Origin of the sequence: Scytonema hankhaensis NUACC26 (assembly GCF_045865695.1) — a bacterium.
Taxonomy (GTDB): domain Bacteria; phylum Cyanobacteriota; class Cyanobacteriia; order Cyanobacteriales; family Nostocaceae; genus Scytonema.
The window spans coordinates 1-20,400 of the sequence record NZ_BAACAP010000153.1 but is presented as its reverse complement, the minus strand read 5'-3'; the positions used below and the strand labels follow the sequence as shown (position 1 = coordinate 20,400).

At 40.0% G+C, this 20,400-nt stretch carries 24 protein-coding genes and 3 pseudogenes; 8 read left to right on the top strand and 19 right to left on the bottom strand.

Annotated elements, in window-relative coordinates:
• Nucleotides 1-31: 31 nt before the first annotated feature.
• Nucleotides 32-577, bottom strand: a complete 546-nt coding sequence (gene psbP, locus ACKTT2_RS11320; RefSeq protein WP_407886750.1) for a photosystem II reaction center PsbP — start codon at nucleotides 575-577, stop codon at nucleotides 32-34.
• 197 nt (nucleotides 578-774) lie between these two features.
• Here psbP and ACKTT2_RS11315 point away from each other — a divergent pair, with 197 nt between their 5' ends.
• Nucleotides 775-1,593: an SDR family NAD(P)-dependent oxidoreductase gene (locus ACKTT2_RS11315; RefSeq protein WP_407886747.1), complete on the top strand. Its 819-nt coding sequence runs from the start codon at nucleotides 775-777 to the stop codon at nucleotides 1,591-1,593.
• A 24-nt stretch (nucleotides 1,594-1,617) separates the two neighbouring features.
• Here the strand turns inward: ACKTT2_RS11315 and ACKTT2_RS11310 are convergent, their stop codons facing one another.
• From ACKTT2_RS11310 to ACKTT2_RS11300, 3 genes are all read right to left on the bottom strand, one after another.
• Nucleotides 1,618-2,076 (bottom strand): hypothetical protein, encoded by a 459-nt coding sequence (locus ACKTT2_RS11310; RefSeq protein WP_407886745.1) that lies wholly within the window; start codon nucleotides 2,074-2,076, stop codon nucleotides 1,618-1,620.
• Nucleotides 2,077-2,409: 333 nt separating this feature from the next.
• On the bottom strand, nucleotides 2,410-2,820 hold the full coding sequence (locus ACKTT2_RS11305; protein WP_407886743.1) for a nuclear transport factor 2 family protein: 411 nt from the start codon (nucleotides 2,818-2,820) through the stop codon (nucleotides 2,410-2,412).
• Nucleotides 2,821-2,918: 98 nt separating this feature from the next.
• The gene (locus tag ACKTT2_RS11300; protein WP_407886741.1) at nucleotides 2,919-3,107 is read right to left on the bottom strand and encodes a CPXCG motif-containing cysteine-rich protein; all 189 of its coding nucleotides are present in this window, start codon (nucleotides 3,105-3,107) and stop codon (nucleotides 2,919-2,921) included.
• 45 nt (nucleotides 3,108-3,152) lie between these two features.
• Between ACKTT2_RS11300 and ACKTT2_RS11295 the strand changes: the two genes are divergently transcribed.
• Entirely contained in the window at nucleotides 3,153-3,383 is a 231-nt protein-coding gene (locus ACKTT2_RS11295; protein WP_407886739.1) for a type II toxin-antitoxin system HicA family toxin, read from the top strand.
• On the top strand, nucleotides 3,380-3,610 hold the full coding sequence (locus ACKTT2_RS11290; protein WP_407886737.1) for a type II toxin-antitoxin system HicB family antitoxin: 231 nt from the start codon (nucleotides 3,380-3,382) through the stop codon (nucleotides 3,608-3,610). The genes ACKTT2_RS11295 and ACKTT2_RS11290 overlap by 4 nt, the downstream gene beginning before the upstream one ends.
• Before the next feature lie 43 nt (nucleotides 3,611-3,653).
• On the opposite strand, the gene ACKTT2_RS11285 is transcribed toward ACKTT2_RS11290, so the two are convergent.
• The 7 genes and pseudogenes from ACKTT2_RS11285 to ACKTT2_RS11255 form a co-directional block, all read right to left on the bottom strand.
• Nucleotides 3,654-5,324 carry a B12-binding domain-containing radical SAM protein gene (locus ACKTT2_RS11285; RefSeq protein ID WP_407886735.1) on the bottom strand — a complete coding sequence of 557 codons (1,671 nt, stop codon included), beginning with the start codon at nucleotides 5,322-5,324 and terminating at the stop codon, nucleotides 3,654-3,656.
• A 22-nt stretch (nucleotides 5,325-5,346) separates the two neighbouring features.
• Nucleotides 5,347-5,601, bottom strand: a complete 255-nt coding sequence (locus ACKTT2_RS11280) for a SemiSWEET transporter (RefSeq protein WP_407886733.1) — start codon at nucleotides 5,599-5,601, stop codon at nucleotides 5,347-5,349.
• A 25-nt stretch (nucleotides 5,602-5,626) separates the two neighbouring features.
• Complete coding sequence (locus ACKTT2_RS11275) at nucleotides 5,627-7,450, bottom strand: hypothetical protein (protein WP_407886731.1); 1,824 nt, start codon at nucleotides 7,448-7,450, stop codon at nucleotides 5,627-5,629.
• Nucleotides 7,451-7,747: 297 nt separating this feature from the next.
• Nucleotides 7,748-8,825: pseudogene (gene aroC / locus ACKTT2_RS11270) on the bottom strand (chorismate synthase).
• 413 nt (nucleotides 8,826-9,238) lie between these two features.
• On the bottom strand, nucleotides 9,239-9,721 hold the full coding sequence (locus tag ACKTT2_RS11265) for a PIN domain-containing protein (RefSeq protein ID WP_407886729.1): 483 nt from the start codon (nucleotides 9,719-9,721) through the stop codon (nucleotides 9,239-9,241).
• Complete coding sequence (locus ACKTT2_RS11260; RefSeq protein ID WP_407886727.1) at nucleotides 9,714-9,971, bottom strand: UPF0175 family protein; 258 nt, start codon at nucleotides 9,969-9,971, stop codon at nucleotides 9,714-9,716. The genes ACKTT2_RS11265 and ACKTT2_RS11260 overlap by 8 nt, the downstream gene beginning before the upstream one ends.
• 137 nt (nucleotides 9,972-10,108) lie before the next feature.
• A complete protein-coding gene (locus tag ACKTT2_RS11255; RefSeq protein ID WP_407886725.1) occupies nucleotides 10,109-10,846 on the bottom strand; it encodes a DUF4058 family protein in 738 nt (245 codons plus the stop codon).
• A 689-nt stretch (nucleotides 10,847-11,535) separates the two neighbouring features.
• On the opposite strand from ACKTT2_RS11255, the gene ACKTT2_RS11250 reads away from it, so the two are divergent.
• The gene (locus tag ACKTT2_RS11250; RefSeq protein ID WP_407886723.1) at nucleotides 11,536-13,146 is read left to right on the top strand and encodes an acyl--CoA ligase family protein; all 1,611 of its coding nucleotides are present in this window, start codon (nucleotides 11,536-11,538) and stop codon (nucleotides 13,144-13,146) included.
• A gap of 93 nt (nucleotides 13,147-13,239) precedes the next feature.
• Here the strand turns inward: ACKTT2_RS11250 and ACKTT2_RS11245 are convergent.
• Both ACKTT2_RS11245 and ACKTT2_RS11240 read right to left on the bottom strand, forming a co-directional pair.
• Nucleotides 13,240-13,530 (bottom strand): annotated as a pseudogene (locus ACKTT2_RS11245) (SIS domain-containing protein); the annotation flags it as partial.
• Nucleotides 13,527-13,775 (bottom strand): DUF4926 domain-containing protein, encoded by a 249-nt coding sequence (locus ACKTT2_RS11240; protein ID WP_407886721.1) that lies wholly within the window; start codon nucleotides 13,773-13,775, stop codon nucleotides 13,527-13,529. The gene ACKTT2_RS11240 and the pseudogene ACKTT2_RS11245, both read right to left, overlap by 4 nt.
• A gap of 143 nt (nucleotides 13,776-13,918) precedes the next feature.
• Between ACKTT2_RS11240 and ACKTT2_RS11235 the strand changes: the two genes are divergently transcribed.
• Genes ACKTT2_RS11235 through ACKTT2_RS11225 form a run of 3 tightly spaced genes read left to right on the top strand, consistent with a single transcriptional unit; the run spans nucleotide 13,919 to nucleotide 17,153 of the window.
• A complete protein-coding gene (locus ACKTT2_RS11235; protein ID WP_407886719.1) occupies nucleotides 13,919-15,292 on the top strand; it encodes a tetratricopeptide repeat protein in 1,374 nt (457 codons plus the stop codon).
• Nucleotides 15,271-15,603, top strand: a complete 333-nt coding sequence (locus ACKTT2_RS11230; protein WP_407886717.1) for a hypothetical protein — start codon at nucleotides 15,271-15,273, stop codon at nucleotides 15,601-15,603. The genes ACKTT2_RS11235 and ACKTT2_RS11230 overlap by 22 nt, the downstream gene beginning before the upstream one ends.
• Nucleotides 15,603-17,153, top strand: coding sequence for a hypothetical protein (locus ACKTT2_RS11225; RefSeq protein ID WP_407886715.1), 1,551 nt, complete (start codon nucleotides 15,603-15,605; stop codon nucleotides 17,151-17,153). Before ACKTT2_RS11230 ends, ACKTT2_RS11225 begins: the two co-directional genes overlap by 1 nt.
• A gap of 35 nt (nucleotides 17,154-17,188) precedes the next feature.
• Here the strand turns inward: ACKTT2_RS11225 and ACKTT2_RS11220 are convergent, their stop codons facing one another.
• From ACKTT2_RS11220 to ACKTT2_RS11200, 5 genes and pseudogenes are all read right to left on the bottom strand, one after another.
• Complete coding sequence (locus ACKTT2_RS11220; RefSeq protein ID WP_407886713.1) at nucleotides 17,189-17,482, bottom strand: type II toxin-antitoxin system RelE/ParE family toxin; 294 nt, start codon at nucleotides 17,480-17,482, stop codon at nucleotides 17,189-17,191.
• The gene (locus tag ACKTT2_RS11215; RefSeq protein ID WP_407886711.1) at nucleotides 17,469-17,759 is read right to left on the bottom strand and encodes a hypothetical protein; all 291 of its coding nucleotides are present in this window, start codon (nucleotides 17,757-17,759) and stop codon (nucleotides 17,469-17,471) included. Before ACKTT2_RS11215 ends, ACKTT2_RS11220 begins: the two co-directional genes overlap by 14 nt.
• A gap of 221 nt (nucleotides 17,760-17,980) precedes the next feature.
• Nucleotides 17,981-18,229, bottom strand: coding sequence for a DUF4926 domain-containing protein (locus ACKTT2_RS11210; protein WP_407886709.1), 249 nt, complete (start codon nucleotides 18,227-18,229; stop codon nucleotides 17,981-17,983).
• A 266-nt stretch (nucleotides 18,230-18,495) separates the two neighbouring features.
• Nucleotides 18,496-18,642: pseudogene (locus ACKTT2_RS11205) on the bottom strand (type II toxin-antitoxin system VapC family toxin); the annotation flags it as partial.
• Nucleotides 18,643-18,663: 21 nt separating this feature from the next.
• On the bottom strand, nucleotides 18,664-18,879 hold the full coding sequence (locus tag ACKTT2_RS11200) for a hypothetical protein (protein WP_407886707.1): 216 nt from the start codon (nucleotides 18,877-18,879) through the stop codon (nucleotides 18,664-18,666).
• Nucleotides 18,880-19,252: 373 nt separating this feature from the next.
• Here ACKTT2_RS11200 and ACKTT2_RS11195 point away from each other — a divergent pair, with 373 nt between their 5' ends.
• Nucleotides 19,253-19,570 (top strand): DUF433 domain-containing protein, encoded by a 318-nt coding sequence (locus ACKTT2_RS11195; protein WP_407886705.1) that lies wholly within the window; start codon nucleotides 19,253-19,255, stop codon nucleotides 19,568-19,570.
• A 222-nt stretch (nucleotides 19,571-19,792) separates the two neighbouring features.
• On the opposite strand, the gene ACKTT2_RS11190 is transcribed toward ACKTT2_RS11195, so the two are convergent.
• A partial coding sequence (locus ACKTT2_RS11190; protein WP_407886703.1) for a UDP binding domain-containing protein occupies nucleotides 19,793-20,400 on the bottom strand: 608 nt, incomplete at its 5' end.

The following is a 20,400-nucleotide window of genomic DNA, read 5'->3' as shown; positions in this document are numbered from 1 at the left end:
CACTGTACGGGCGCAATGCCTTGCGCCCCTACTAATATACAGAAAAAGAATTTATAGCTTCTTCTATAAGTTTTTGAACTCTACGCCAACGTTTTTCGGTAACGGAAGCATTGAAGGTGAAAAGCTTACCACGGCTAACTGCAACATTGGTAAGATTGTGACGTTGTTGATTTCCGGGCAATTTAACCAAATACTCAAATTTATAGTAGGTTATGCCTTTATATTCTCGTTCTTGAGCATTAATTAGTTCGGCTTCACGACCCGATCCTTCAGGCGCAAGGGCATTTTTCCCTAGTTTGTAACCTACTTCTCCCGGAGTTCCCAGTTCTTTGAGAGTTTTCCCCTCTGGAACAGGGCTAATAACCACAGAAACATTTTCACTTGGTTCGATGATGTCATGGAAAACCACGTCGGGTCCGTTGGCGACTTTAACTTGCACCCAGCCGTTAGGATATGAAAACTCATAGCCATCAGTGGTGTCAACATAACTTTTGAGACCAGCAGCGATCGCTACATCAGAATGGCTTAGACTGAAACTAAACACCAATAGCAAAATGAATGCAATTCGTTTCCACATGGACATTATTCCTTTGGACTGGTTGCCAGAATAGGCGAGTATAATTCCCGTACCTATTGTCTCACTAAGAGTGACCGCAAGGAATCAGAACAATAGGAACAGAGGAGCCTTGGGAAATATCTAACGCGAGTCGGAAGGTTTCTAAAATTTTGTTGCTCACACTAAGAGACAGTAAATAGAGTTTATTAACAGAGAGTATGGCTCCCACAGTACTGATTACAGGTGGTTCTCAAGGTATAGGAAAAGCAACCGCACTGCTGTTTGCTCGCAAAGGATACGATCTCGTACTGACTGCACGTCGTATTGAGCTTTTAGAAAGCGTGGCGCAAGAAATACAAACCCTAGGTCACCAAGCACCACTCATAGTTTCTTGTGATGTGACAGATCCATCACAAGTCAATACATTAGTGGAAAAAGCATTGGATCGTTTTGGTTTTATTGATGTATTGATAAATAATGCAGGTAGATTTGCAGAAGGACCTGTAGAAGCTTTTTCACTAAGCGATTGGCACGATATTATAGATCTCAATTTGTGGGGATATATTCATACAATTAATGCGCTTTTGCCTCATTTTCTCCAACGAAAAAAAGGAACTATCGTGAATCTCAGTTCTATTGGTGGCAAAGCTGCAACACCCTACGTCGTTCCCTACTGTACTAGTAAATTTGCTGTTACAGGCTTAACGGAATCATTACACGCCGAGTTAAAACCCAAGGGTATTCACGTTTGCGGTATTTACCCAAATTTAATTAAAAGTAGCTTAATGGAGAGAACTGTTTTTCGTGGAAATGACGAACAGGATGCTCAAAGTCGTCGAGAACAACTAGAAAACATCTTAAAATTCCCTGGTGTGGAGAAGCCTGAAGATGTAGCCAACGCTATTTGGGATGCCGTTCACCACCAGAAATCTGAGGTATTAGTAGGCTCGGCAAATGTTTCCCAAGGATTCAATAAATTATTTCCTAGCCTCCTACAATGGGCTTCTCGACAAGCTTTGAAGAATAAGGATAATTAGGGGTTAGGGGGTAGAGGGTAGGGGTTAGTGGTCACTGGTCACTGTTAAAGGTTGACCGTCAGCTTTAAATGCACTTCTGACTTTCTCTTTGAGAATGAGACGACCTCTTTTAATGACTATAAGCTCGTAAGGATTTATGGCGTGTGCTAATTCGTCTTTAATAGCAACATAAGTTTCCCCATTTGCTTGAGTCACAGGTATGGTTGTTTTACCGCCTTCTGTTTTGGAAACCCGAACGTAGTATCCAAGAGAACCTGCCTTTTCTCCCCGACAAATATACACCAAATATTTGTCGGTTTCAAAACTACGTTTTGGTAGCAATCTAGAAGACGGACAAACTTTTTCTTGAGCTGGTAACGCTGGAAAATTGGTTGAGTTATTTGTCAGTTCTGTTTGTCTTGCGATCTTGTCTTGCGCTTTGGCATCCAATATCGGCACTAATAACGTTACGAGCGCTACTAATGTTAGTCTAAATATACTCACGTGTTTCGACAAACTTTCAAATAACTTCATATTTTTCCAACTAGAAACAGTAAAATCCGCAACAGTTTTGTGAAAGAGGTATTTGACTTCAGTGTTTTAACGGATGCAAATCTTTAATTATTATCAAATAAAAAAAATCCAGAACGGCGTAATGTCCTGGATGTTTATACTTTCTTTAAGAAAAAATCCTAGTAAATAATTTTTGTGTTAAGAAAATCTACTTAGCTTGACTCACGTTCTTTTTTAGGATTTCAAGAGTTTTCATCAGCTTTCGCCGCTTAACTCAGCAATCGATCGCTCGAGTCAGCTTGGCTCAATATCTGCCTAATTGCTTTAGTCAATTGTCAGTCCAACTTGCCTAAACCAAGTAAGCTTGTCCCAGTAACCACGTTGAAAGCGGATTTTTCCATCTACGACATGGAAGAAACCACAACCTCTTAAAGTGTACTTTTTCCCTACAGTGTTTGATTCGCTCCCATTCCCAAGAAACGTTCCACCACCAGACCACTCTAGAATCGCCCACTCCCCATCCTCAAATAAGTTTTCGATGTGAGTGTAGGTATCTGGCGTTGAACGAAAAAAGTTGACAAAATCCTCATGAATAGCGCTTTTTCCTTCAAGAGGAGTCCCAATGGCAACCTGAATGTTCGCGGCGTCGTCATGATAAAGTGCGGCGGCTGCATCTGCATCGCGAGCGTTCAGGGCATCAACCCAAGTACTAATGACTTGCTTTGGTGTGACCATGTGTATTTTTCAACGTGCGTTACAACACTCCTTATAATCCCTTAAATAGCACAAAGAAATCCTTATTTATTAAACTTTACCACTTCTGTGACTTGCTCTTATTCTTCATACTCTGTATCTATTTCTACATCAAGAGTACCTTCATCTACCCGCACGTACAGAATATTCGGATGGCAGCAAACTTGGCAGTCTTCTACATAAGATTGCTGTCCACCTGCGCTCAGGTCTACAAAAGTGGTGTTTGGTTCGCCACAAAAGGCACAATAATACTCGGCTGTTGTTTGCATTAACTCAGTGACTTGCAGTATTGGATAAGAATATAATTTGAGTGTATGCCAAAAAAAATCAGAGAACTAAAAAGCCTGTTACTACAAGCAGGATTTACATATAAACCTGGGAAAGGCAGTCACACCAACTGGTTTCATCCTTTACTGTTAGGTAGAGTTACTTTATCAGGCAAAGATGGAGATGATGCTAGATCTTATCAGGAAAAAGACGTTAAGAATGCAATTGAAAAGGTAGAAACAATTAGAAAAGCTCAGCAAGAGGAAGAACAAGAATGAATTCTCACTACACGATAGTCATTCAATGGTCTAATGAAGATAACTGTTATGTCGTTAGTTTTCCCGAATGGGGAGAGTTCTGCCATACTCATGGCAATACCTACGAAGAAGCGCTGAAAAATGCTAGAGAAGTTCTAGAAATGTTAATTGAAACATCTATAGAAATCGGTGAACCTTTGCCAGAACCAAAAACAGTTGGGCAATCTTTTCAAGTCCAAGTTGCCTAAAATAGGAATTTTTTCCTTTCGTTAGCAGAATTTTCGAAGCTTTTTATCTGTTACTAATGGTTGCTTGATTGACGCCGTGCTCTACTAGTTCTTTTTGGGATGATTGGAAATAACCAGTCGCTTCTTCCAGATGCTTCAATAATGTAGACTGAGGCAGTGGTCCTTGCAAGTGATTCCAAGGGAGTACTTGCTCTGTTGACCAGTTGGCATGAACGTAAAAATCTAGGTCAGGAATTTTCCCCTTCAGTTGTTTGAAAGCACGCTTGTAGCTACCTAACGAATCTCCAAAAGTTCGCGTGAGTTCCAGCAAATCGGAAAGTCGGCGATCGCCTCTCGACAACAAAGTTTGAATTATCGACCAGTTGTAGCTTTCCGGGCGAAAATCAATCCCTTGCGATCTAAATTGCTTTTGTAAAAACTGGAGTCGTTTTTCTGCTTGAGGATTAACTCCAAACCATTGGAAGGGGGTGTGTGATTTCGGCACAAATGTACTACACCCCAAAGTCAGCCGCAATCCTGGAGCCGCTTTTTTGATTTCCCGCATCATCGCGACTGTTGCATCCAAATCTTCTGGTTCTTCACCGGGAATTCCTACCATCCCATAAAGTTTTAAACTCGATAATCCTCCGGCTTTGGCATTAATTGCTGCCTGCACAATTTCGTCATTTTGCAACTTTTTATTTACAATACGTCGCACTTTTTCAGAACCACTTTCCACGGCAATAGTCAGCGATTTTGTGTCTCGTTTGGCTAAAGTTTGTGCTAGCTGTACTGTCACTGTATTAGTTCGGACTGAAGCAATACTGAGGCGCACGTCATCGTACTTTGGCTGACTGATGTAATCTAACAAAGTCTCAAACTCAGGATGTTGAGTCACCGAAGCCCCAAGCAATCCCAAGCGGTTAGTCACTGATAACCCTTTTTCAATTGCTGGAATTAACGAGCTTTCTAGACTAGCAGTTCTAAAAGGGAGTGTGAGATAACTAGCCAAACAGAAACGGCACATTTCAGGACAACTTCTGACCACTTCTACCATGTATATGTTTTCCCAAGCTGCTTTTTCTGTAACGACTGTGGATGCTGAGAGAACATTTCCCCGATAAGTTTGCTTGTACACAGTGCTGGGAACTTCTGTAGAAATGGGTTTAATGGATTTGATTGTCCCATCTGAGGAATGATATTCCACTTCGTACAAGCTAGGAACGTACACCCCAGGAACTTGTGCCAAAGCTTTAAGCTGGGTTTGTCTATCGGCGTTTCTAACTTCTTTATATGCGTCAATAAAATTCAAGAGTAAATTTTCACCATCCCCTAGTAAGATGACATCAAAGAAATTGGCGAAAGGTTCGGGGTTGGCTGTAAGTACGGGACCACCACCAAAAACAATAGGGTCGCGATCGCTCCTCAAATTTGCTCTAATGGGGATTGACAGAGATTCGAGGAGGTTTAAGATATTGACATAATCCAACTCCCAGGACATTGAAAACCCCACTAACTCAGGATTTCTAGGAAGTTGTTCGCGAGTATCAGTGAATAAACGACTCACCTGTACATCCGATCGCATAGCCAGAGTCGCCCACACCACTTGATATCCTAAACTTGTAATGCCCACACTATACTCGTTTGGAAAAGCAAATAGAGTAGGGATAGCGTCCGGATCGGAAGTAGCTCGTTCAAATAAAAGGCGTTCGGCAGAAAATACAGAAGATGTCACAGGTATTTTGTTAATAACAGGTTTATCTATATTTAATTTTAAGCCATAGAATTATCAGGTTAAAAACTAAAGTCACGCTGTTAGCAAGAATAATCGGCAAGGATTTGAGAGCAATGCCGTAGAGCACCCATAAGAATACCCCTGTGTTGAAAGAAATCAACATAAGATAAGAAACATCTTTTGCTGATTTTGTTTGCCAGGTTTTCAACACTTGTGGAAAGAAGGAAAATGTTGTAATCGTTGCAGCCAGTAAGCCTAAAACCATCACAAAATCCATGAAATGCACCCTTTTGACAACTCTTTTATTTTATACCCTTGTCCCTCACCCTCTTTTGATAAAATTTTACCCAGGCATAACGCTCTATATCTTTTTTGAGTAAGTAGTTCACAGTGTTCTGTCGGTGATGTTCGCTAGCTATTTTTTTCAAAACTTGCTTGATTTCATCATCTATTTCTTCGATTCTCGCTCCAAGAGTCATTGCTTTCTCAAAAAAGTAATCGCCCTGTAAATAATGACCTCTATCGTAATAAATAATTCCTATCAAAATCTGAGCTTGATAGTTTTTGTAATAATACTCTATTGCTCTTTTAGCAGAATTTTCTGCATTGATTAAATCAAAGATATCTCGAAAAGCATTACCTCGAACCACTAAAATATCTGATTTAATAGAGTTTTCTGGTATTTTTTCTAACTCTATGTTTGTAAGTAGATTCAATGCTCGTTGAGGATCGCCAGCTTTACGCCAGGAATTGCTAGCAGTCGCAATATGCGCTGGTTCCTGAGTGCGATCGAATTCTTGTTCGTAAAATTCTGCTTCTATCGTGTAATATGCAGTCGCTATCTTCCCTGAATTGGATAAAAGGTCTCTCTCTACAAGATGTGCTACTGATATTGTATCTAAACGCTCCTTTGACTCAAGTTTTAACAGAATTTTGTAAAATATTTCAAAAGGTAATTGATTCTTTGAGTCTGAAATACCAAACTTTCTCTTTAATTCTATAAAATGATGCTGCTGGGCAAAATTAATAATGTCATGACGATTATTATTAACCAACCATTCAATTTCTGAATGTTCTAAAGTCCATCCTAATGTGACTCTAGATTTGAGACTGCGAGCATACCTTTCATTAGCAATGGCAATAGTTTCATAAAGTTGGCGAGCTTTCAAAAACTCGATATTGTCTTCTTGCAAAGCATTATCTGTATCAATTAATTTTAAAACATTATATAATTGACTAGAGGTTAAAACTTCATCAATCTGCTCTGCTTTATACTTATTTTTTAAAATAGCAAACTCTCGTTGTTTTTCTAATTCATGAGCTATAGCGATCGTTTCAGTTAAGCCATGCTGTTCCAACCAATTCACTTCTGAGTAAATCAAGTCTTCATCGGCATCAAGTTTTTGTAAAATAACATACAAAAAACTTCCTGGGGAAATATCTAGATATTTATTCGCACGGTACTTTTCCTTAAGTTGTGCAAATAGAGCTTCTCTTTCTGCTTCTTGTTGCTTAACAATTGCGATAGTTTCAGCCAATCCATTATTCATCAACCATTCAAATTCAATATCTTCTAGCCGTATTTTCGTGTCTAGTTTTTTCAAAATTGTGTGTAATGGATTATAGGGAGATGAGTCATAATGCTTGGTAGCGTGGTATTTCTCTTTTAACGCAATGAACTGCTGTTGCAATTCCATTTCTTCAATCATTATAACTGTAGCAAAAAGCTGATTTGCCTTTAACCATTCAATTTCTTCAAAGCTCAACTTGTTTTCTGAGTTGAGTTTCCATAGAATGGCAAACAAAGGATTTGAAATATCGTTCTTAAAACTATTCCAGTAGTTGGGAATTTTGTACTGAGACTTGAGATGATAAAATTCGTTTTCCAGTTTTATGATTTCTTCTGCTTTACGCTGTTCCTCTTGCAAAATATATTCTACAGTTTCAATAAGCTTGTGCTCTTTTAACCAATTCAACTCTACTTGCGTGAGTTTAATTCCTAAATCTAGTTTTTGCAAAATCAGATACAGTAAGCTAGAAGGGGCTGAATCTTGATATGAAGTTGCTTTATATTTATATTTCAATTCTGTAAAGCGTTTGACCCGATTCTGAAACTCTTCTTCCATATTAATATCTAGTACAATATACTTTATAATTTTGTTACTAATGCTACTATAGCAGCACTGACATTAAAATGGTAGAGTTATAGGATTTTGGATTTTGCGATCTGTAAGATTCCCTCTCATAAAAGTCAAATTCACCCCCCTTAGTCCCCCCTTGGAAAGGGGGGAAACGGAAAATCAAGTTCCCTTAGTCCTTCCGATGGATTGGGGGGAAACGGAAAATCAAGTTCCCTCCCCTTACTAAGGGGAGGGTTAGGGTGGGGTAAATTCGACTTATGTGTAATACAAACCAAACCTTATCTACAAAACTTTGCACTGCCCGTAATGCTGCAACAAGCGATCGCACAGTACAATTGCCACCATTGCTTCTACCATAGGTACAGCACGAGGTAACACACAAGGATCGTGGCGTCCTTTGCCTGCTAAAACTGTCTCTTCTCCTTCATTAGTAACAGTTTTTTGTTCTTTTCTAATAGTTGCTGTTGGTTTAAAGGCAACACGTAAGATAATATTCTCACCGTTAGAAATCCCACCTTGAATTCCCCCAGAATAGTTTGTAGTGGTGCGGATTTCACCGTTTTCATCAATATAAAATTCGTCGTTATGTTCAAACCCCGTTAACAACGTCCCTGCAAAACCAGAATCCTTTGCTAGCGGGAAGAGACATCACAGCTTTAGCAAGCTCGGCTTCCAACTTATCAAAAACTGGATCGCCCAAACCTTTAGGTACATTTCTTGCTACGCATTCCACCACGCCACCAATGGAATCTCCTTGTCTCCCCGTTTGTTCGATCAGTTCAATCATCCGTTCTGCACATTCAGCATCAGGACAACGAACGATGTTACTCTCAACTTGGTCTAAGGTAACAGAGTTTGGATCGATGGCACCTTCTAAATCTTTGATGCGCTTGACATAACCTATTACTTCCACGTTAGCGACTTGACGGAGAACTTTTTTCGCGATCGCACCTGCAGCGACTCGTCCAATCGTTTCTCGTGCTGAAGATCGACCTCCACCTTGCCAATTGCGGATGCCATATTTTGCATCGTAAGTTGCATCGGCGTGAGACGGACGATACTTAACAGCCATCTCATCGTAATCTTGAGAGCGGGTATCTTTGTTCCGCACCAAAATTCCGATTGGCGTTCCCAGAGTTTTACCCTCAAACACTCCAGATAAAATCTCACAAGAGTCCGCTTCCTTGCGAGGAGTAGTAATCTTACTTTGTCCGGGACGCCGCCTGTCGAGTTCTACTTGAATTTCCTCTGTAGAAATTTCCAGTCGTGGAGGACAACCATCTATAACGACTCCCACACCGCCCCCGTGGGATTCACCAAAAGTAGTTACGCGAAACAAATGCCCAAAGGTATTGCCCATGATGTTGATAATGTACCATCAAGCCTATGGTTTTTACTTACACGTATTCTCTCACTACCAACAAAGAATTGCCACGATCGCCATTTATCCATTTCTTTGACTTTTTTTACGAATTGTTTCAATTTTAGATTTTAGATTTTGGAGATCTCCGCGCTTGAGATAGCAAGTGGTGAGTCCAGTCCTGCAGGCTGGTTTCCCGCGCCCTGGCTCTGAATGATACAAAGATATATCGAAAATCAAGCAAAAAATTATTCACGATCGCTTATAGCGTACCAGTCAGTTGTATGGATGTAATTGCCTTGACTAGTATTGCTAAGGCGAGCGAGCGAAATGGGTCATGAGAGAGAAAAAACAGATTGTTTCATGAATTAACTTATGGTATTCCAGTACAAAAAGTTCTAATATTTCAATTTTTATTCTCCTGCTTGTTTTTTAAAAAACTGAATTAAATCATCAGATAGCCATAAACCAGCATCTTGTATGGCTTGAATGGGTTCTGAAATCTCTGGAATTAAACCTTTTTGCTTTGCTAGGATAAGCATTCCTAGAGTGCCCATAAATGGAATATTTAAGGTTTTAGCTACCCGTCTGGCAGTAGCATCATCAATAATTGCCCTATAATTGAGATTTTCTAGAGCAAAGTTTAGAACTTCAGATTCTCCGCGATCTAATCCCCAAGCTAGAATTAAAGATGAGATACTGGGGGAAGGAATTTGCTTTGCCCAAGAAGCATTCGGTAATTGTTGTGATGCTATATCAGTTTTTCCTGTTTTAACGATTTCATCCCAAACCCCTGATGGAATAATGATTTCAGTAAATAATTGTGGTAGCAAGTAGACAAGTTGACTTTTAAATAAGACAATTAAAGGAGAAGTATTGATAACAACTTTATTCATCGAAAGAAGCAATTTCTTCAGCTAATTCTTGAGAAGTATATTGAAAAGGAGAAACCTTATAGAAAAGGAGAATATTTATAAAATCCGCTCTATTTAAACCAGCAATTTCTGCTGCTTTTCCTTGAGAAATTTCTCCAAGTTCATACCATTTGACAGCAGCAGCTATTCTCATTTGTTGAGCAAATTCATTTGGCTCTTTTCTGAGAGCAGAAAAAACGCTTTCTGGAAATTCCATAGATACAGTTTTCATACTGGTATAATGTTGCCTGTTACTAAAAAGTTGTGTTCTATTATATCATCAAATAGAATATCAAATAAAGCCTCTCCTAGCAATCTCGACTGGTTATAGTCATTGAAATGTCGATCGCGAAGCATTTGGAGGAGTTTTTACACTCGGTCGAAGAGAATTCGCTGTTCGCGACAAGTGCGATCGTAAGTTGCATCTAAATCAACAGGTAAGCAAAACCCGCCACGCAACCAAAGAGGTAAAGTTGGTAGCGAATCACCAATATTAAAACTTTCGTACCAAATATCCAAGCTCGATTCCTCAGAACGTTCCACAACTCTGTAAGCGACCGCATACAAGGTTGAGTTACGAGAAGAAATTGTACTATCGCTTGAATTTTGAGGAGACGGACGTAATTGAGTTATCAATGCATCATGTAAATTGGCATTTCTGGTAGTAACCACATCAATCGCTACAAGTCCAACACCTTGTTGAAGGTAAGTTTGACATTTTGTAACGAATGCTTTCTGATGGCTTAATCGATCTTTATTAGCTGGACTTACAAGCTCAATTGCTCCTGCTAAAATTGGACCTGCTTCAGTGTTAAAAATGCTAATTTCAACTGCTTCACTAGTAGGCTGAAAGGATATAGTTTGTGATGGGCTTGGTGGTTTCCATGGGGACTGAGCATCAAGCGGTAAATCAACTTCACCATTTCCTAATTCTTCAAACGTGGCAACATCAATTTCAATGCTAAACTGTACATTAGGTTCTGCAAAATAACCTTGTGGAAGACGTTGGTTTAAGTCTGAGGAAATATAAGTTGCCCAAGCATTATGAAAAGCGTGCCAATGCCGACGCATACTTAAGGGAGGATGAAAGTGATCCAATAAAACCATATCGATTTGTGGTAGCAAGTAAGCAAGCTAACTTTTAAATTGTATCACGATAAAATTAGAGCTATCCTTGAAAAAGATTGTTGAACAATTACCGACAACCCTTTTAAACTAAAATGGGTACTCAGAGAGTTGTTTGTCGATTTAGCGCAACCAAACTTTGCGTAAAAAAACCTCCTCAAGCAGTAATCCCTCGTAGAGGTCAGAGAGTTAGGTAAAACTCGCTCATTAACTGAAGTCAAGCAAGAAACTATTAAGGATATTAAACGATGGTTTGCTAATTCAAAAATTAAGGCATTGCGCCCCTACCAGGATATTTGTATCACTCCTTCACGAAGTCTGGTAGAAGAAATTGAAAGTTAAAGTTTTGTAACAAAATCAGTTATATTTACCCCCCTTAATCCCCCCTTGAAAAAGGGGGGAAATGAAATTTCTGTTCCCTCCCCAATCCATCGGGGAGGGTTAGGGTGGGGTAAATTCGACTTATTGCGTCATAAAAGTAACACTTATATACAAAAATTTGCATTGCCTGTAGTGCCGCAATAACCGATCGCACTTCTTTGACTTTTTTTGCGAAATGTTTCAATTCTCTTGAACAAATCGTACTGATAAAGCTATCGGCTTAATGCCGGATATTCACTGCATGACAGTATGATATACTCCTTTGTAAAGATTCACTGTTAGTATTATCCATGTACTCTGAAGCAGTCGATCGCAGCATTCTCACACCTCTAACTTTTTTGCAACGCAATACTAAAGTCTACAGTCATAAAGTTGCGATTATATATAATCAAAAACGCTTCACTTACGGCGAATTTGCAAATCGGATAAATTGTCTGGCTTCAGCGCTGCGTCACGCTGGACTTGAAAAAGGCGATCGCGTCGCTTTTTTTTGTTTCAATACTCCACCTATGCTAGAAGCCCATTTTGCTGTGCCTTTGGCAGGGGGGATTTTAGTATCTATTAATACACGTTTGACCTCCTCAGAAGTCACTTATATCTTGAATGATTGCGGTGCTAAATTTCTCTTTGTTGACACAGAGTTAGCAAATATAATTCGACCTATTCAAAATAGTTTAGAAACTATTAAACATATAATCAATATCAATGACGCAGAAGGATTTGAACCTATAGATGGTGAAGATTATGAAGTATTTCTCCAAACTGGTAAACCTAGTCCTTTATCTTGGGTAATTGCAGATGAAATGGAGACAATTTCGATTAATTACACTAGTGGAACTTCTGGTAAACCCAAAGGTGTGATGTACTCTCATCGAGGCGCATATATTAACTCTTTAGGAGAAATAATTGAAACAACACTAACACCTAACTCAATTTATCTCTGGACTCTACCCATGTTTCACTGCAATGGTTGGTGTTTTACTTGGGCGGTAACTGCTATTGGTGGTACTCATATTTGTTTGCGTAAGTTTAACCCCGGTAATATCTGGAAGTTAATTCAACAAAAAGGAGTCACTCATTTAAACGCTGCACCTGCAATTTTAATTTCTCTCTTCAATCATCCAGACTGTCCGCAACTATTAGAAAAACCTCTAACTATAACTACAGCAGGCGCACCACCATCACCAACATTGATTGAAAAAATTACTAAAATTGGCGCAAAAATTATTCACGTTTATGGTTTGACAGAAGTTTATGGTCCTTATACAGTTTGCGAATATCAATCAGATTGGGACAATTTAACGATCGCAGAAAAAGCAAAACTCATAGCACGTCAAGGTGTACCTTATATTGGTGCAGATGGTTTGCGAGTTGTAGATCGAAATATGAATGATGTCCCGGCGGATGGGCAAACAATGGGGGAGGTGGTGATGCGAGGAAACATGGTGATGACAGGCTATTATAATGACCCAGAAGCGACCGAAAGGGTATTTAGAGGAGGATGGTTTCATAGTGGTGATTTAGCAGTAATGCACCCTGACGGTTATATTGAAGTGCGCGATCGTATGAAAGATATCATCATTACTAATGGGGAAAATGTCTCCAGTATTGAAGTTGAACAATGTCTTTATCGCCATGAAGCCGTGTTAGAGTGTGCGGTTATTGCTGTACCTCATACCAGACGTGGTGAAGTGCCAAAAGCCTTTGTTACCTTGAAAGAAAGGGCGCAAGTTACAGAACTTGAATTAATTCAATTTTGTCGCCATCAAATTGCTGCTTTTAAATGCCCTACTACGATTGAATTTACTTCTTTGCCAAAAACTAGTACTGGTAAAATTCAAAAGTATCTGTTACGGGAGAAAGAATGGATAGGTTATGAAAAGAAGATTTACGGCGGTTAGTTGCGATACAGAAAATGCAACAAGCGATCGCATGGAATCCTATGAACGGTTACTGCTCTAATTTTGCCTAATTTTTTCTACAACTGCAATGGCGATCTCCAACAACCGGGCTTGATACTTCGCTTCTTCATCCTGACAGCGTTCTTGTTCCATTGCCAAAGCAGCTAGGGTATCAGCCGTTTCTCCTGATTGGGTAACGCCGATAGTTAAAGTATTCGCTGTTGGTGGTGATGGTGCGTAACGATATTCCAAGGCATAATGCACGCTCGTGGGAATACCCGCAACCTGGGTTAATAAGTGTTTGCCTATCAATGCTGTATGCCAACTGGTTCCGCCAACAACAATTTGGATTTGTTCTAAACCCGCATAAATTTCTGTTGTTAGTAAATTTCTACCAACGAGCGAACACTCAAAACTTCATCTTTTCTCAGTAGTTTAATATCAGATATGGGAACGATAACAACAGCTATTGATTCACCCGTAGCACTGAACACTTCTAAAACACATCCTTCTTCGTTATTAGCAGGATGAGGAACAAAATCAATTAAAGTTGCTACGTCACCTTTTTTTAATTCATATTCAGGTAAATCACGATTTAAGGCAACACGCTGGTACAGTTCAAAGTTCATGTGAAGACTCCTTGTTAGGTTTAAGAGTGATAAACTGAAACTTCCCGTCAACAGCCCTTTGCAGTCAAACTGTAATCACCGCTAATGCTATAAGTGGATATGAAGTAGCACTGAGAGTCTTTACCCGTAAAGATCATCCAGAAATGTGGGCAGTAATTACAAATAATCTGGGTTCTGCCTACTGTCAAAGACTCCGGGGGGATGAGGCAGAAAATTTGGAAAATGCTATTGCCTGTTACCAAGCCGCGTTACAAATCAGAACCCGTGAGGCTTCTGCCTCCGATTGGGCGCACACGCTAGGCGATCTGGGTTTAGCTTACAGTCTGAGAATTCGAGGTGACATAGCAGAAAATTTGGAGAATGCTATTGCTTGTTACCAAAACGCGTTAGAAGTCCTCACCCATTCGGCTGTTCCCCACCTATTGGCAATAATGCAACATAATTTGGGTTCTGCCTATCGTAAAAGAATCCAAGGGGAAGCGGCTGAGAATATAGAGTTGGCGATCGCTTGTTACCAAGCAGCCTTGCAAGTTCGTACTCGCAAGGTTTTTCCAGAGGAGTGGGCAATGACTCAGAGTAATCTGGGAAAAGCCTACAGTGAAAGAATTTCTGGTGAGAAGGCACAAAACTTGGAAGCGGCGATCGCCTGTTACCAAGCAACCCTGCAAGTTTACACTTATGAGGCTTTTCCCAAGGATTGGGTAATAATTCAGAATAATCTGGGGGATATTTACAAAGATAGAATTCTCGGGGAGAAGGCAGAAAATTTGGAAGCAGCAATTGCCTGTTACCAAGCAGCGTTACAAGTTTATACCCGTGAGGCTTTTCCCAAGGATTGGGCAAGAACTCAGAATAATTTGGGAATACCATACTTTCAGAGAATCCGAGGGGAAAAAGCACAAAATCTGGAAGTAGCAATTGCCTGTTTTCAAGCTGCGTTGCAAGTTTTTAAGCGTGAAACTTGTCCTCAAGATTGGGCAATAACGCAGCGTAATTTGGGAGAAACCTACAGTGACAGAATTTTTGGTGAGAAGGCACAAAACTTGGAAGCGGCGATCGCTAGTTACCAAGCCGCCTTGCAAGTTTACATCCGTGAGGCTTTTCCCCAGGATTGGGCAATAACTCAGAATAATCTGGGTTTTGCTTACAGTGAGAGAATTTATGGTGGTAAGGCAGAAAATTTGGAAGCAGCAATCTCCTGTTACCAAGCCGCCTTGCAAGTTTACACCCGTACTGCTGAGAACACCACTATCTTGGAGTGGTACATGGTAGATGGCAAGTTTCTCACCTTTGTTGTCACTTCTCAATCCCAAACCCCTCTCCTGTGGCAGTCCACCCCTCAAGACTACCAGAACTTACGAAAATGGTTCTTTGAAGAATATATTGATGATTACTACGAGCAACAATCTCAGTGGCAAAATCAGCTAGAAAAAAGACTGGGCGAATTAGCTAAGATTCTTCACATTGATGAAATTTTGGCGAAAATACCACCACAATGCGACAAGCTGATCCTCTAACCAATCAGCCTTCCCTGTTTTCTCCTAAAAACAGGGTTGAGCTAGATCAATTAATTGCTCCCCTCCCAGATGACAGTGAGCAATTGTCCATTGCTGTTTCAGATTGGTATCAAAAACACCCTCAAATTCTTGAAGCTCAGCTAGAACTTCTTAGCGAGTCGTCTGATAGTATACTCTCTCAGAAAAGGACACCAGGAACTCAACAGGGGAGTGTTAAACCTCCAGACAAAAAAGCTAGCAAACAAAATCTGCAAAATAGCATTCAGCAAAGTTCTTCCTCTAGCAGTTCCCAGTCATCAAGTTCCAACTGATGAGCAATACTAGCCCTTCTAGAAAAGTCGCCAACCCGAAATTGACTCTTTATGCTTTTCACCTGCGTAACAATTTAGCTCAGGGTTTGCAAGAACCAGTGAAAAATGCCAATTTCCTCTGGGAGCAATGTCAGCGAGTTGGTCAAAAACTCGGTATTCCCCGACTCGAATCTTTAATGAAACGCCTGCAAGGTAGCAATGGCTCTATCGGTGTTTCACTAGACTTGAATAACCAACTCAATGACTATCTAGAGCTATTACCCCCAAACGAAGAAGGGCAACGTTTACTACATTTTTCAGCAATTCCCAACGGGAGTTTACTCCACCTCAAGGGCGAAGTCTATCCCTTACAAATCCACGACTCTTATGCCATTGATATCACGCTGCGATATCCATATCCTAACGTTGAAATTGCTCAGTTGAGTGGCTTAAATCCTCAAGGTTGTCTGTTACCCAGTGAAATTCAAGCCTCTCTTGGACAAACGTTGATACTGTTCGCCCAGCCAGTTGGTAAGGTTAAAAATCATCAAGAATTCGCTGATGCTTGTATTACTGCTTTACTCCCACAACCAGAAGCAGAAAAACTGCTGCTTTCTGAACCAGCTTCTGGAAAATTTTTGGGCAGTCCTATCTTTGAATATGATAATGGAGAAGACAGTATAGCAAATTCTTGTCACGTTTTAGTCTGGTTAAATTGTGACATTGAAACTGAAAAGCTAGAAGAAAAAGGTGACTACTATCATCCATTAATTAATCTTTTATGTTGTCGTGTTAAAATAATTTACTCTTATCGCGAAGCTCGCTGGTGCAATCATCAAGCACGGCGGCTTTACACACAATTAGAAGCTAAAGTCAAAGATATCAAAAACCTACCGGATGAACTAGAAGAACGGCTAAAAACACTAAAATTTGTGCTAACGGAAATACAACAACTCAGCTTTGAATATTCCTGTTACTTACGAGATTTAAAACTTCAAAGGAATACAATAGAAGTCAATGCTAAAAACTATCGTTTGTGGTTATCAAAAATCAACGATCTCAGTATCAAAAATCAGGATAATTTAGAATTTTGCGAACAATTCCTCAAACGCACAGAATATAATATTAAGGAACAAATTCGCGTGGATTTAGGCTACCTTACCCCAGCCAAACAACTATTTGAGGAGATGATTGCTACTATTCGAGGTATTGTAGAAATTGAACAAGCCGAAAGCGATCGCGTACAGCAAACAGCGGCTGAAAAACGACAAGAAAGATCGGAGCTTTTAATTAGTGTCGTCTCTACAGGTTTAGCAGTTAGCGGTGTTTCTTCTCAGGTTGCTTCTGAACCTGTTAAAAACATCATTACTAAATTAGCCAAAGATAATCCCTCTAATTCCTCGGACAGCCCTTTAGCTGTCTCCCTTACATACCTCTCCTACTACAATTTTCTTGATGTGCTTTTTCATGTAGCAATTGGAGTTATCTTCGCTCTTCCTGTAGGCGCTATTGTTTGGTGTATACAAAAACGGTCAAAGCGTCATTACAGAATGGGTAACAAGCAGGGCTAGCGCATCTCAATTTAATTAAAGAAACACGGGGGGTGTTATACGTGTTTTTTCAAGTCCATCTTGTTATGAAGGACACGGGATATAGTTATTTTATTACCCTTTATTTTATAGAAAATATAATGTTCGCCTGCTTGTAAGTAGAGGTAAGGAGGTATATCGCTTTTACCAATTTCTGGGTAGGTTTCTATTGTCTGTAAGCCTTTATCAAGGATTGCTTTGTATTTTTCTACTTGTACATCCCCCCAAGTTCCTAATGTGTAGGCGAGGATATTTACTATATCTTTCTTGGCTTTCGTAGAGAGTTTAAGCGTGTAATTAGGGGATGACATTGCTATCGTAATCTATTTTTTCACCACTGGATATAATTGTTTTTGCTTCGCTTAGAAGCTCATCTAAGAGAGTTGGAGTATAGGGTATAGTTCTATCTGCTTCTATATCCTCATCACCCTCCGCTAGCGCATCTAAAAGCCTTTGCTTTTTGACTTCATAGAGTTTTTTAGTGTAGCTAATAGCAACGGATACGGCTTCGCCTTCGCTTTTGAAGTAGCCGTTTTGCACTAGTTCTCTCACATAGCTTGCATCTATTGCTGAAAGCTCTATGTTCATATTTCCTCCATCCTTGTTACCAATTGACGCTGTATTAACCATTAGTGGGTAGAATATTTGCTATTTTGTAGCATCTGCCCCGTTTGATGTACATCTCGTTTAATACATATTATTTTAACTAGAGTGAAATCCACCGTCCATAGTCCGAAGGGTTGACTCATGTTTCCATTTTATAATAGAATGCGTTTTTCCTCCTGTTGTTGTGTAAGTTTTATAAATTGTTAGTAAATTTCTACCAACGAGCGAACACTCAAAACTTCATCTTTTCTCAGTAGTTTAATATCAGAGATGGGAACAATAACAACAGCTATTGATTCACCCGTAGCACTGAACACTTCTAAAACACATCCTTCTTCGTTATTAGCAGGATGAGGAACAAAATCAATTAAAGTTGCTACGTCACCTTTTTTTAATTCATATTCAGGTAAGTCACGATTTAAGGCAACACGCTGGTACAGTTTAAAGCTCATGTGAAAACTCCTTGCTAGGTTTAAGAGTGATAAACTGAAACTTACCATTAATAGCCCTTTGCAGCCAAACTGTTTGAAGGTACTTACAGAGCAAGCTTCAAAATCGTTTGTTCAGCTTCAGCCACAATTGTCAGTGTCATAAACACCTTTAAATTCACTGCTTTGATGCTAGCATTAACTCTTAGAAAGCCCTAAATTCCAGATGGTATCGAATTCAAGGTGATTAATTTGCGATCGCATTCCACTTTCTCATGCTTGAGCGTAATTTAAGAAGAACGCCAATTCTCGATTTGCAAATTAGGTACTCTTTGAAATTCTCTCTCGTTAGATGTTACCAGAATATGATGATGAGTTAGTGCTGTTACTGCAATCAGTACATCACATGCACCGATAGGAGTACCTGCTGTTTTCAGTATATAGTAAATAACTCATCCTTAAAATTCGACTTCGTTAGGCGATCGCAGTTCATCTCGATAGGACTCAAAAATTATAGTCTCTGCTACACCTTGATACTGCATAATAATTTCCGACCAATGGGTTGGTTTTGTTTCTAAGAAAGTTACAAAAACTTGGCTTTCACTAATGCCTTGTGGTGTTTCGGCAAGTTCGATTTTGCCGTTTTTGTAAATTCCTTCTATAGTTTGCAGCATTATTGTTTTCCTCCTAGCTAAATTATACTCCCTTCGGTGGTCTAAGATGACCTATCTTCTTTTTCTTCTTCCTTCGTGCTCTATGCCTCCTTCGTCGGCACGCTATGTGCAAGGCACACGCTTCGCGAACGCGAACGCGTCTTTGCGGTTCATTAAATTAGGTAATCTTCTGGCGGGAAGGGAGTAGTTGCTTTTTCTCAAGAATCTTTGATAATTGCTGATTTTTTGAAAAATATAGTTGATGGCTCATACCGATTCCCTATATCTTTGAGACAAATACGCTCCCCCAACAAACAGTACAAGTAGCGCGTGCATCGTTTCCAAAGGGAAATATGTATTACGATAAAATAAGGAAAAAAATTTTGTTGTTGTCATGAGTAAGAGGACTCAACTGCTCGAAGCAATTGTAGCCCTGCCGGAGGAGCTAGTTGACCAAGCTTTGACCTATGTGCAGATGTTGCAAAGTCCGATTCAGATTACACCGGGAGTTTGCTCCGGGCAAGCACGGATTCGGAATACGCGGATTCCGGTATCGACTCTAGTGGCATATCGTCAACAGGGTGCGCCGGACAAGGAGTTATTGGCAAACTATCCTGGCTTGACTGCAGCCGATCTGGGTGCGGCTTGGGATTATTATGAGCAAAATCGCGAGCAGATCGATCGAGAGATCGCCCAAGATGAGTCAATTTGATGGCACTAAAGTTTTATTCCAACGAAAATTTCGGCGTTGCTGAATCAAGATATGAATTTCAAAATTCCCGTTGATGTAGAGACGCGATTAATCGCGTCTCTACAAGGATTGGGTTAGGGTGGGGTAAAACTAAAGCTAGAACATCAGTTTGTTAACCATTTTGAACTTGTTTGTACCAAGATTTTAGCTCCAATCCAAAATCCAAAATCCAAAATCCAAAATCTACCGACCAACACCAATATATTGGAAACCAGCCCGAATCATTGTCTCAGGATCGAGATAGTTACGACCATCAACCATTACTGGATGGCTCATAAGTGTAGCCATTTTAGCGTAATCTAAGTTCTTGAATTGTTCCCATTCAGTAACCAACACCAAAGCATCACAACCATCAGCAAGTCTTTCCGCATCGGTTTCTACTAACACGCCAGTCAAACCATGACGCATACCAGTTTGAGAAACAATGGGGTCATATGCTTTAACTTTTGCACCCAAACGGTTCAACTGCTCGATAATATTGAGGGCGGGTGCATCGCGCATATCGTCTGTATCGGGCTTAAAGGTTAAACCTAACAATCCAACAGATTTACCCTTAAGAATTTTCAAAGCTTGCTGTAGTTTTTCAATTGCAATTAAACGTTGGCGTTCGTTAACGCTGACAGCTGCTTTCATTAACTGAGCTTCATAACCGTAGTCGTCAGCAGTGTGAATGAGTGCTGCAACGTCTTTGGGGAAACAAGAACCACCCCAACCAATACCAGCATTCAAGAATTTGTTACCGATACGCGAATCTAAACCGATACCCTTTGCAACTTGAGTCACGTCAGCAC

Coding starts and splice junctions, on each gene's coding strand:
- psbP (WP_407886750.1), bottom strand. CDS start 577: ATGTGGAAACGAATTGCATTCATTTTGCTATTGGTGTTTAGTTTCAGT.
- ACKTT2_RS11315 (WP_407886747.1), top strand. CDS start 775: ATGGCTCCCACAGTACTGATTACAGGTGGTTCTCAAGGTATAGGAAAA.
- ACKTT2_RS11305 (WP_407886743.1), bottom strand. CDS start 2,820: ATGGTCACACCAAAGCAAGTCATTAGTACTTGGGTTGATGCCCTGAAC.
- ACKTT2_RS11300 (WP_407886741.1), bottom strand. CDS start 3,107: ATGCAAACAACAGCCGAGTATTATTGTGCCTTTTGTGGCGAACCAAAC.
- ACKTT2_RS11295 (WP_407886739.1), top strand. CDS start 3,153: ATGCCAAAAAAAATCAGAGAACTAAAAAGCCTGTTACTACAAGCAGGA.
- ACKTT2_RS11290 (WP_407886737.1), top strand. CDS start 3,380: ATGAATTCTCACTACACGATAGTCATTCAATGGTCTAATGAAGATAAC.
- ACKTT2_RS11280 (WP_407886733.1), bottom strand. CDS start 5,601: ATGGATTTTGTGATGGTTTTAGGCTTACTGGCTGCAACGATTACAACA.
- ACKTT2_RS11275 (WP_407886731.1), bottom strand. CDS start 7,450: ATGGAAGAAGAGTTTCAGAATCGGGTCAAACGCTTTACAGAATTGAAA.
- ACKTT2_RS11265 (WP_407886729.1), bottom strand. CDS start 9,721: ATGAATAAAGTTGTTATCAATACTTCTCCTTTAATTGTCTTATTTAAA.
- ACKTT2_RS11260 (WP_407886727.1), bottom strand. CDS start 9,971: ATGAAAACTGTATCTATGGAATTTCCAGAAAGCGTTTTTTCTGCTCTC.
- ACKTT2_RS11255 (WP_407886725.1), bottom strand. CDS start 10,846: ATGGTTTTATTGGATCACTTTCATCCTCCCTTAAGTATGCGTCGGCAT.
- ACKTT2_RS11250 (WP_407886723.1), top strand. CDS start 11,536: ATGTACTCTGAAGCAGTCGATCGCAGCATTCTCACACCTCTAACTTTT.
- ACKTT2_RS11240 (WP_407886721.1), bottom strand. CDS start 13,775: ATGAACTTTGAACTGTACCAGCGTGTTGCCTTAAATCGTGATTTACCT.
- ACKTT2_RS11235 (WP_407886719.1), top strand. CDS start 13,919: ATGTGGGCAGTAATTACAAATAATCTGGGTTCTGCCTACTGTCAAAGA.
- ACKTT2_RS11230 (WP_407886717.1), top strand. CDS start 15,271: ATGCGACAAGCTGATCCTCTAACCAATCAGCCTTCCCTGTTTTCTCCT.
- ACKTT2_RS11225 (WP_407886715.1), top strand. CDS start 15,603: ATGAGCAATACTAGCCCTTCTAGAAAAGTCGCCAACCCGAAATTGACT.
- ACKTT2_RS11220 (WP_407886713.1), bottom strand. CDS start 17,482: ATGTCATCCCCTAATTACACGCTTAAACTCTCTACGAAAGCCAAGAAA.
- ACKTT2_RS11215 (WP_407886711.1), bottom strand. CDS start 17,759: ATGAACATAGAGCTTTCAGCAATAGATGCAAGCTATGTGAGAGAACTA.
- ACKTT2_RS11210 (WP_407886709.1), bottom strand. CDS start 18,229: ATGAGCTTTAAACTGTACCAGCGTGTTGCCTTAAATCGTGACTTACCT.
- ACKTT2_RS11200 (WP_407886707.1), bottom strand. CDS start 18,879: ATGCTGCAAACTATAGAAGGAATTTACAAAAACGGCAAAATCGAACTT.
- ACKTT2_RS11195 (WP_407886705.1), top strand. CDS start 19,253: ATGAGTAAGAGGACTCAACTGCTCGAAGCAATTGTAGCCCTGCCGGAG.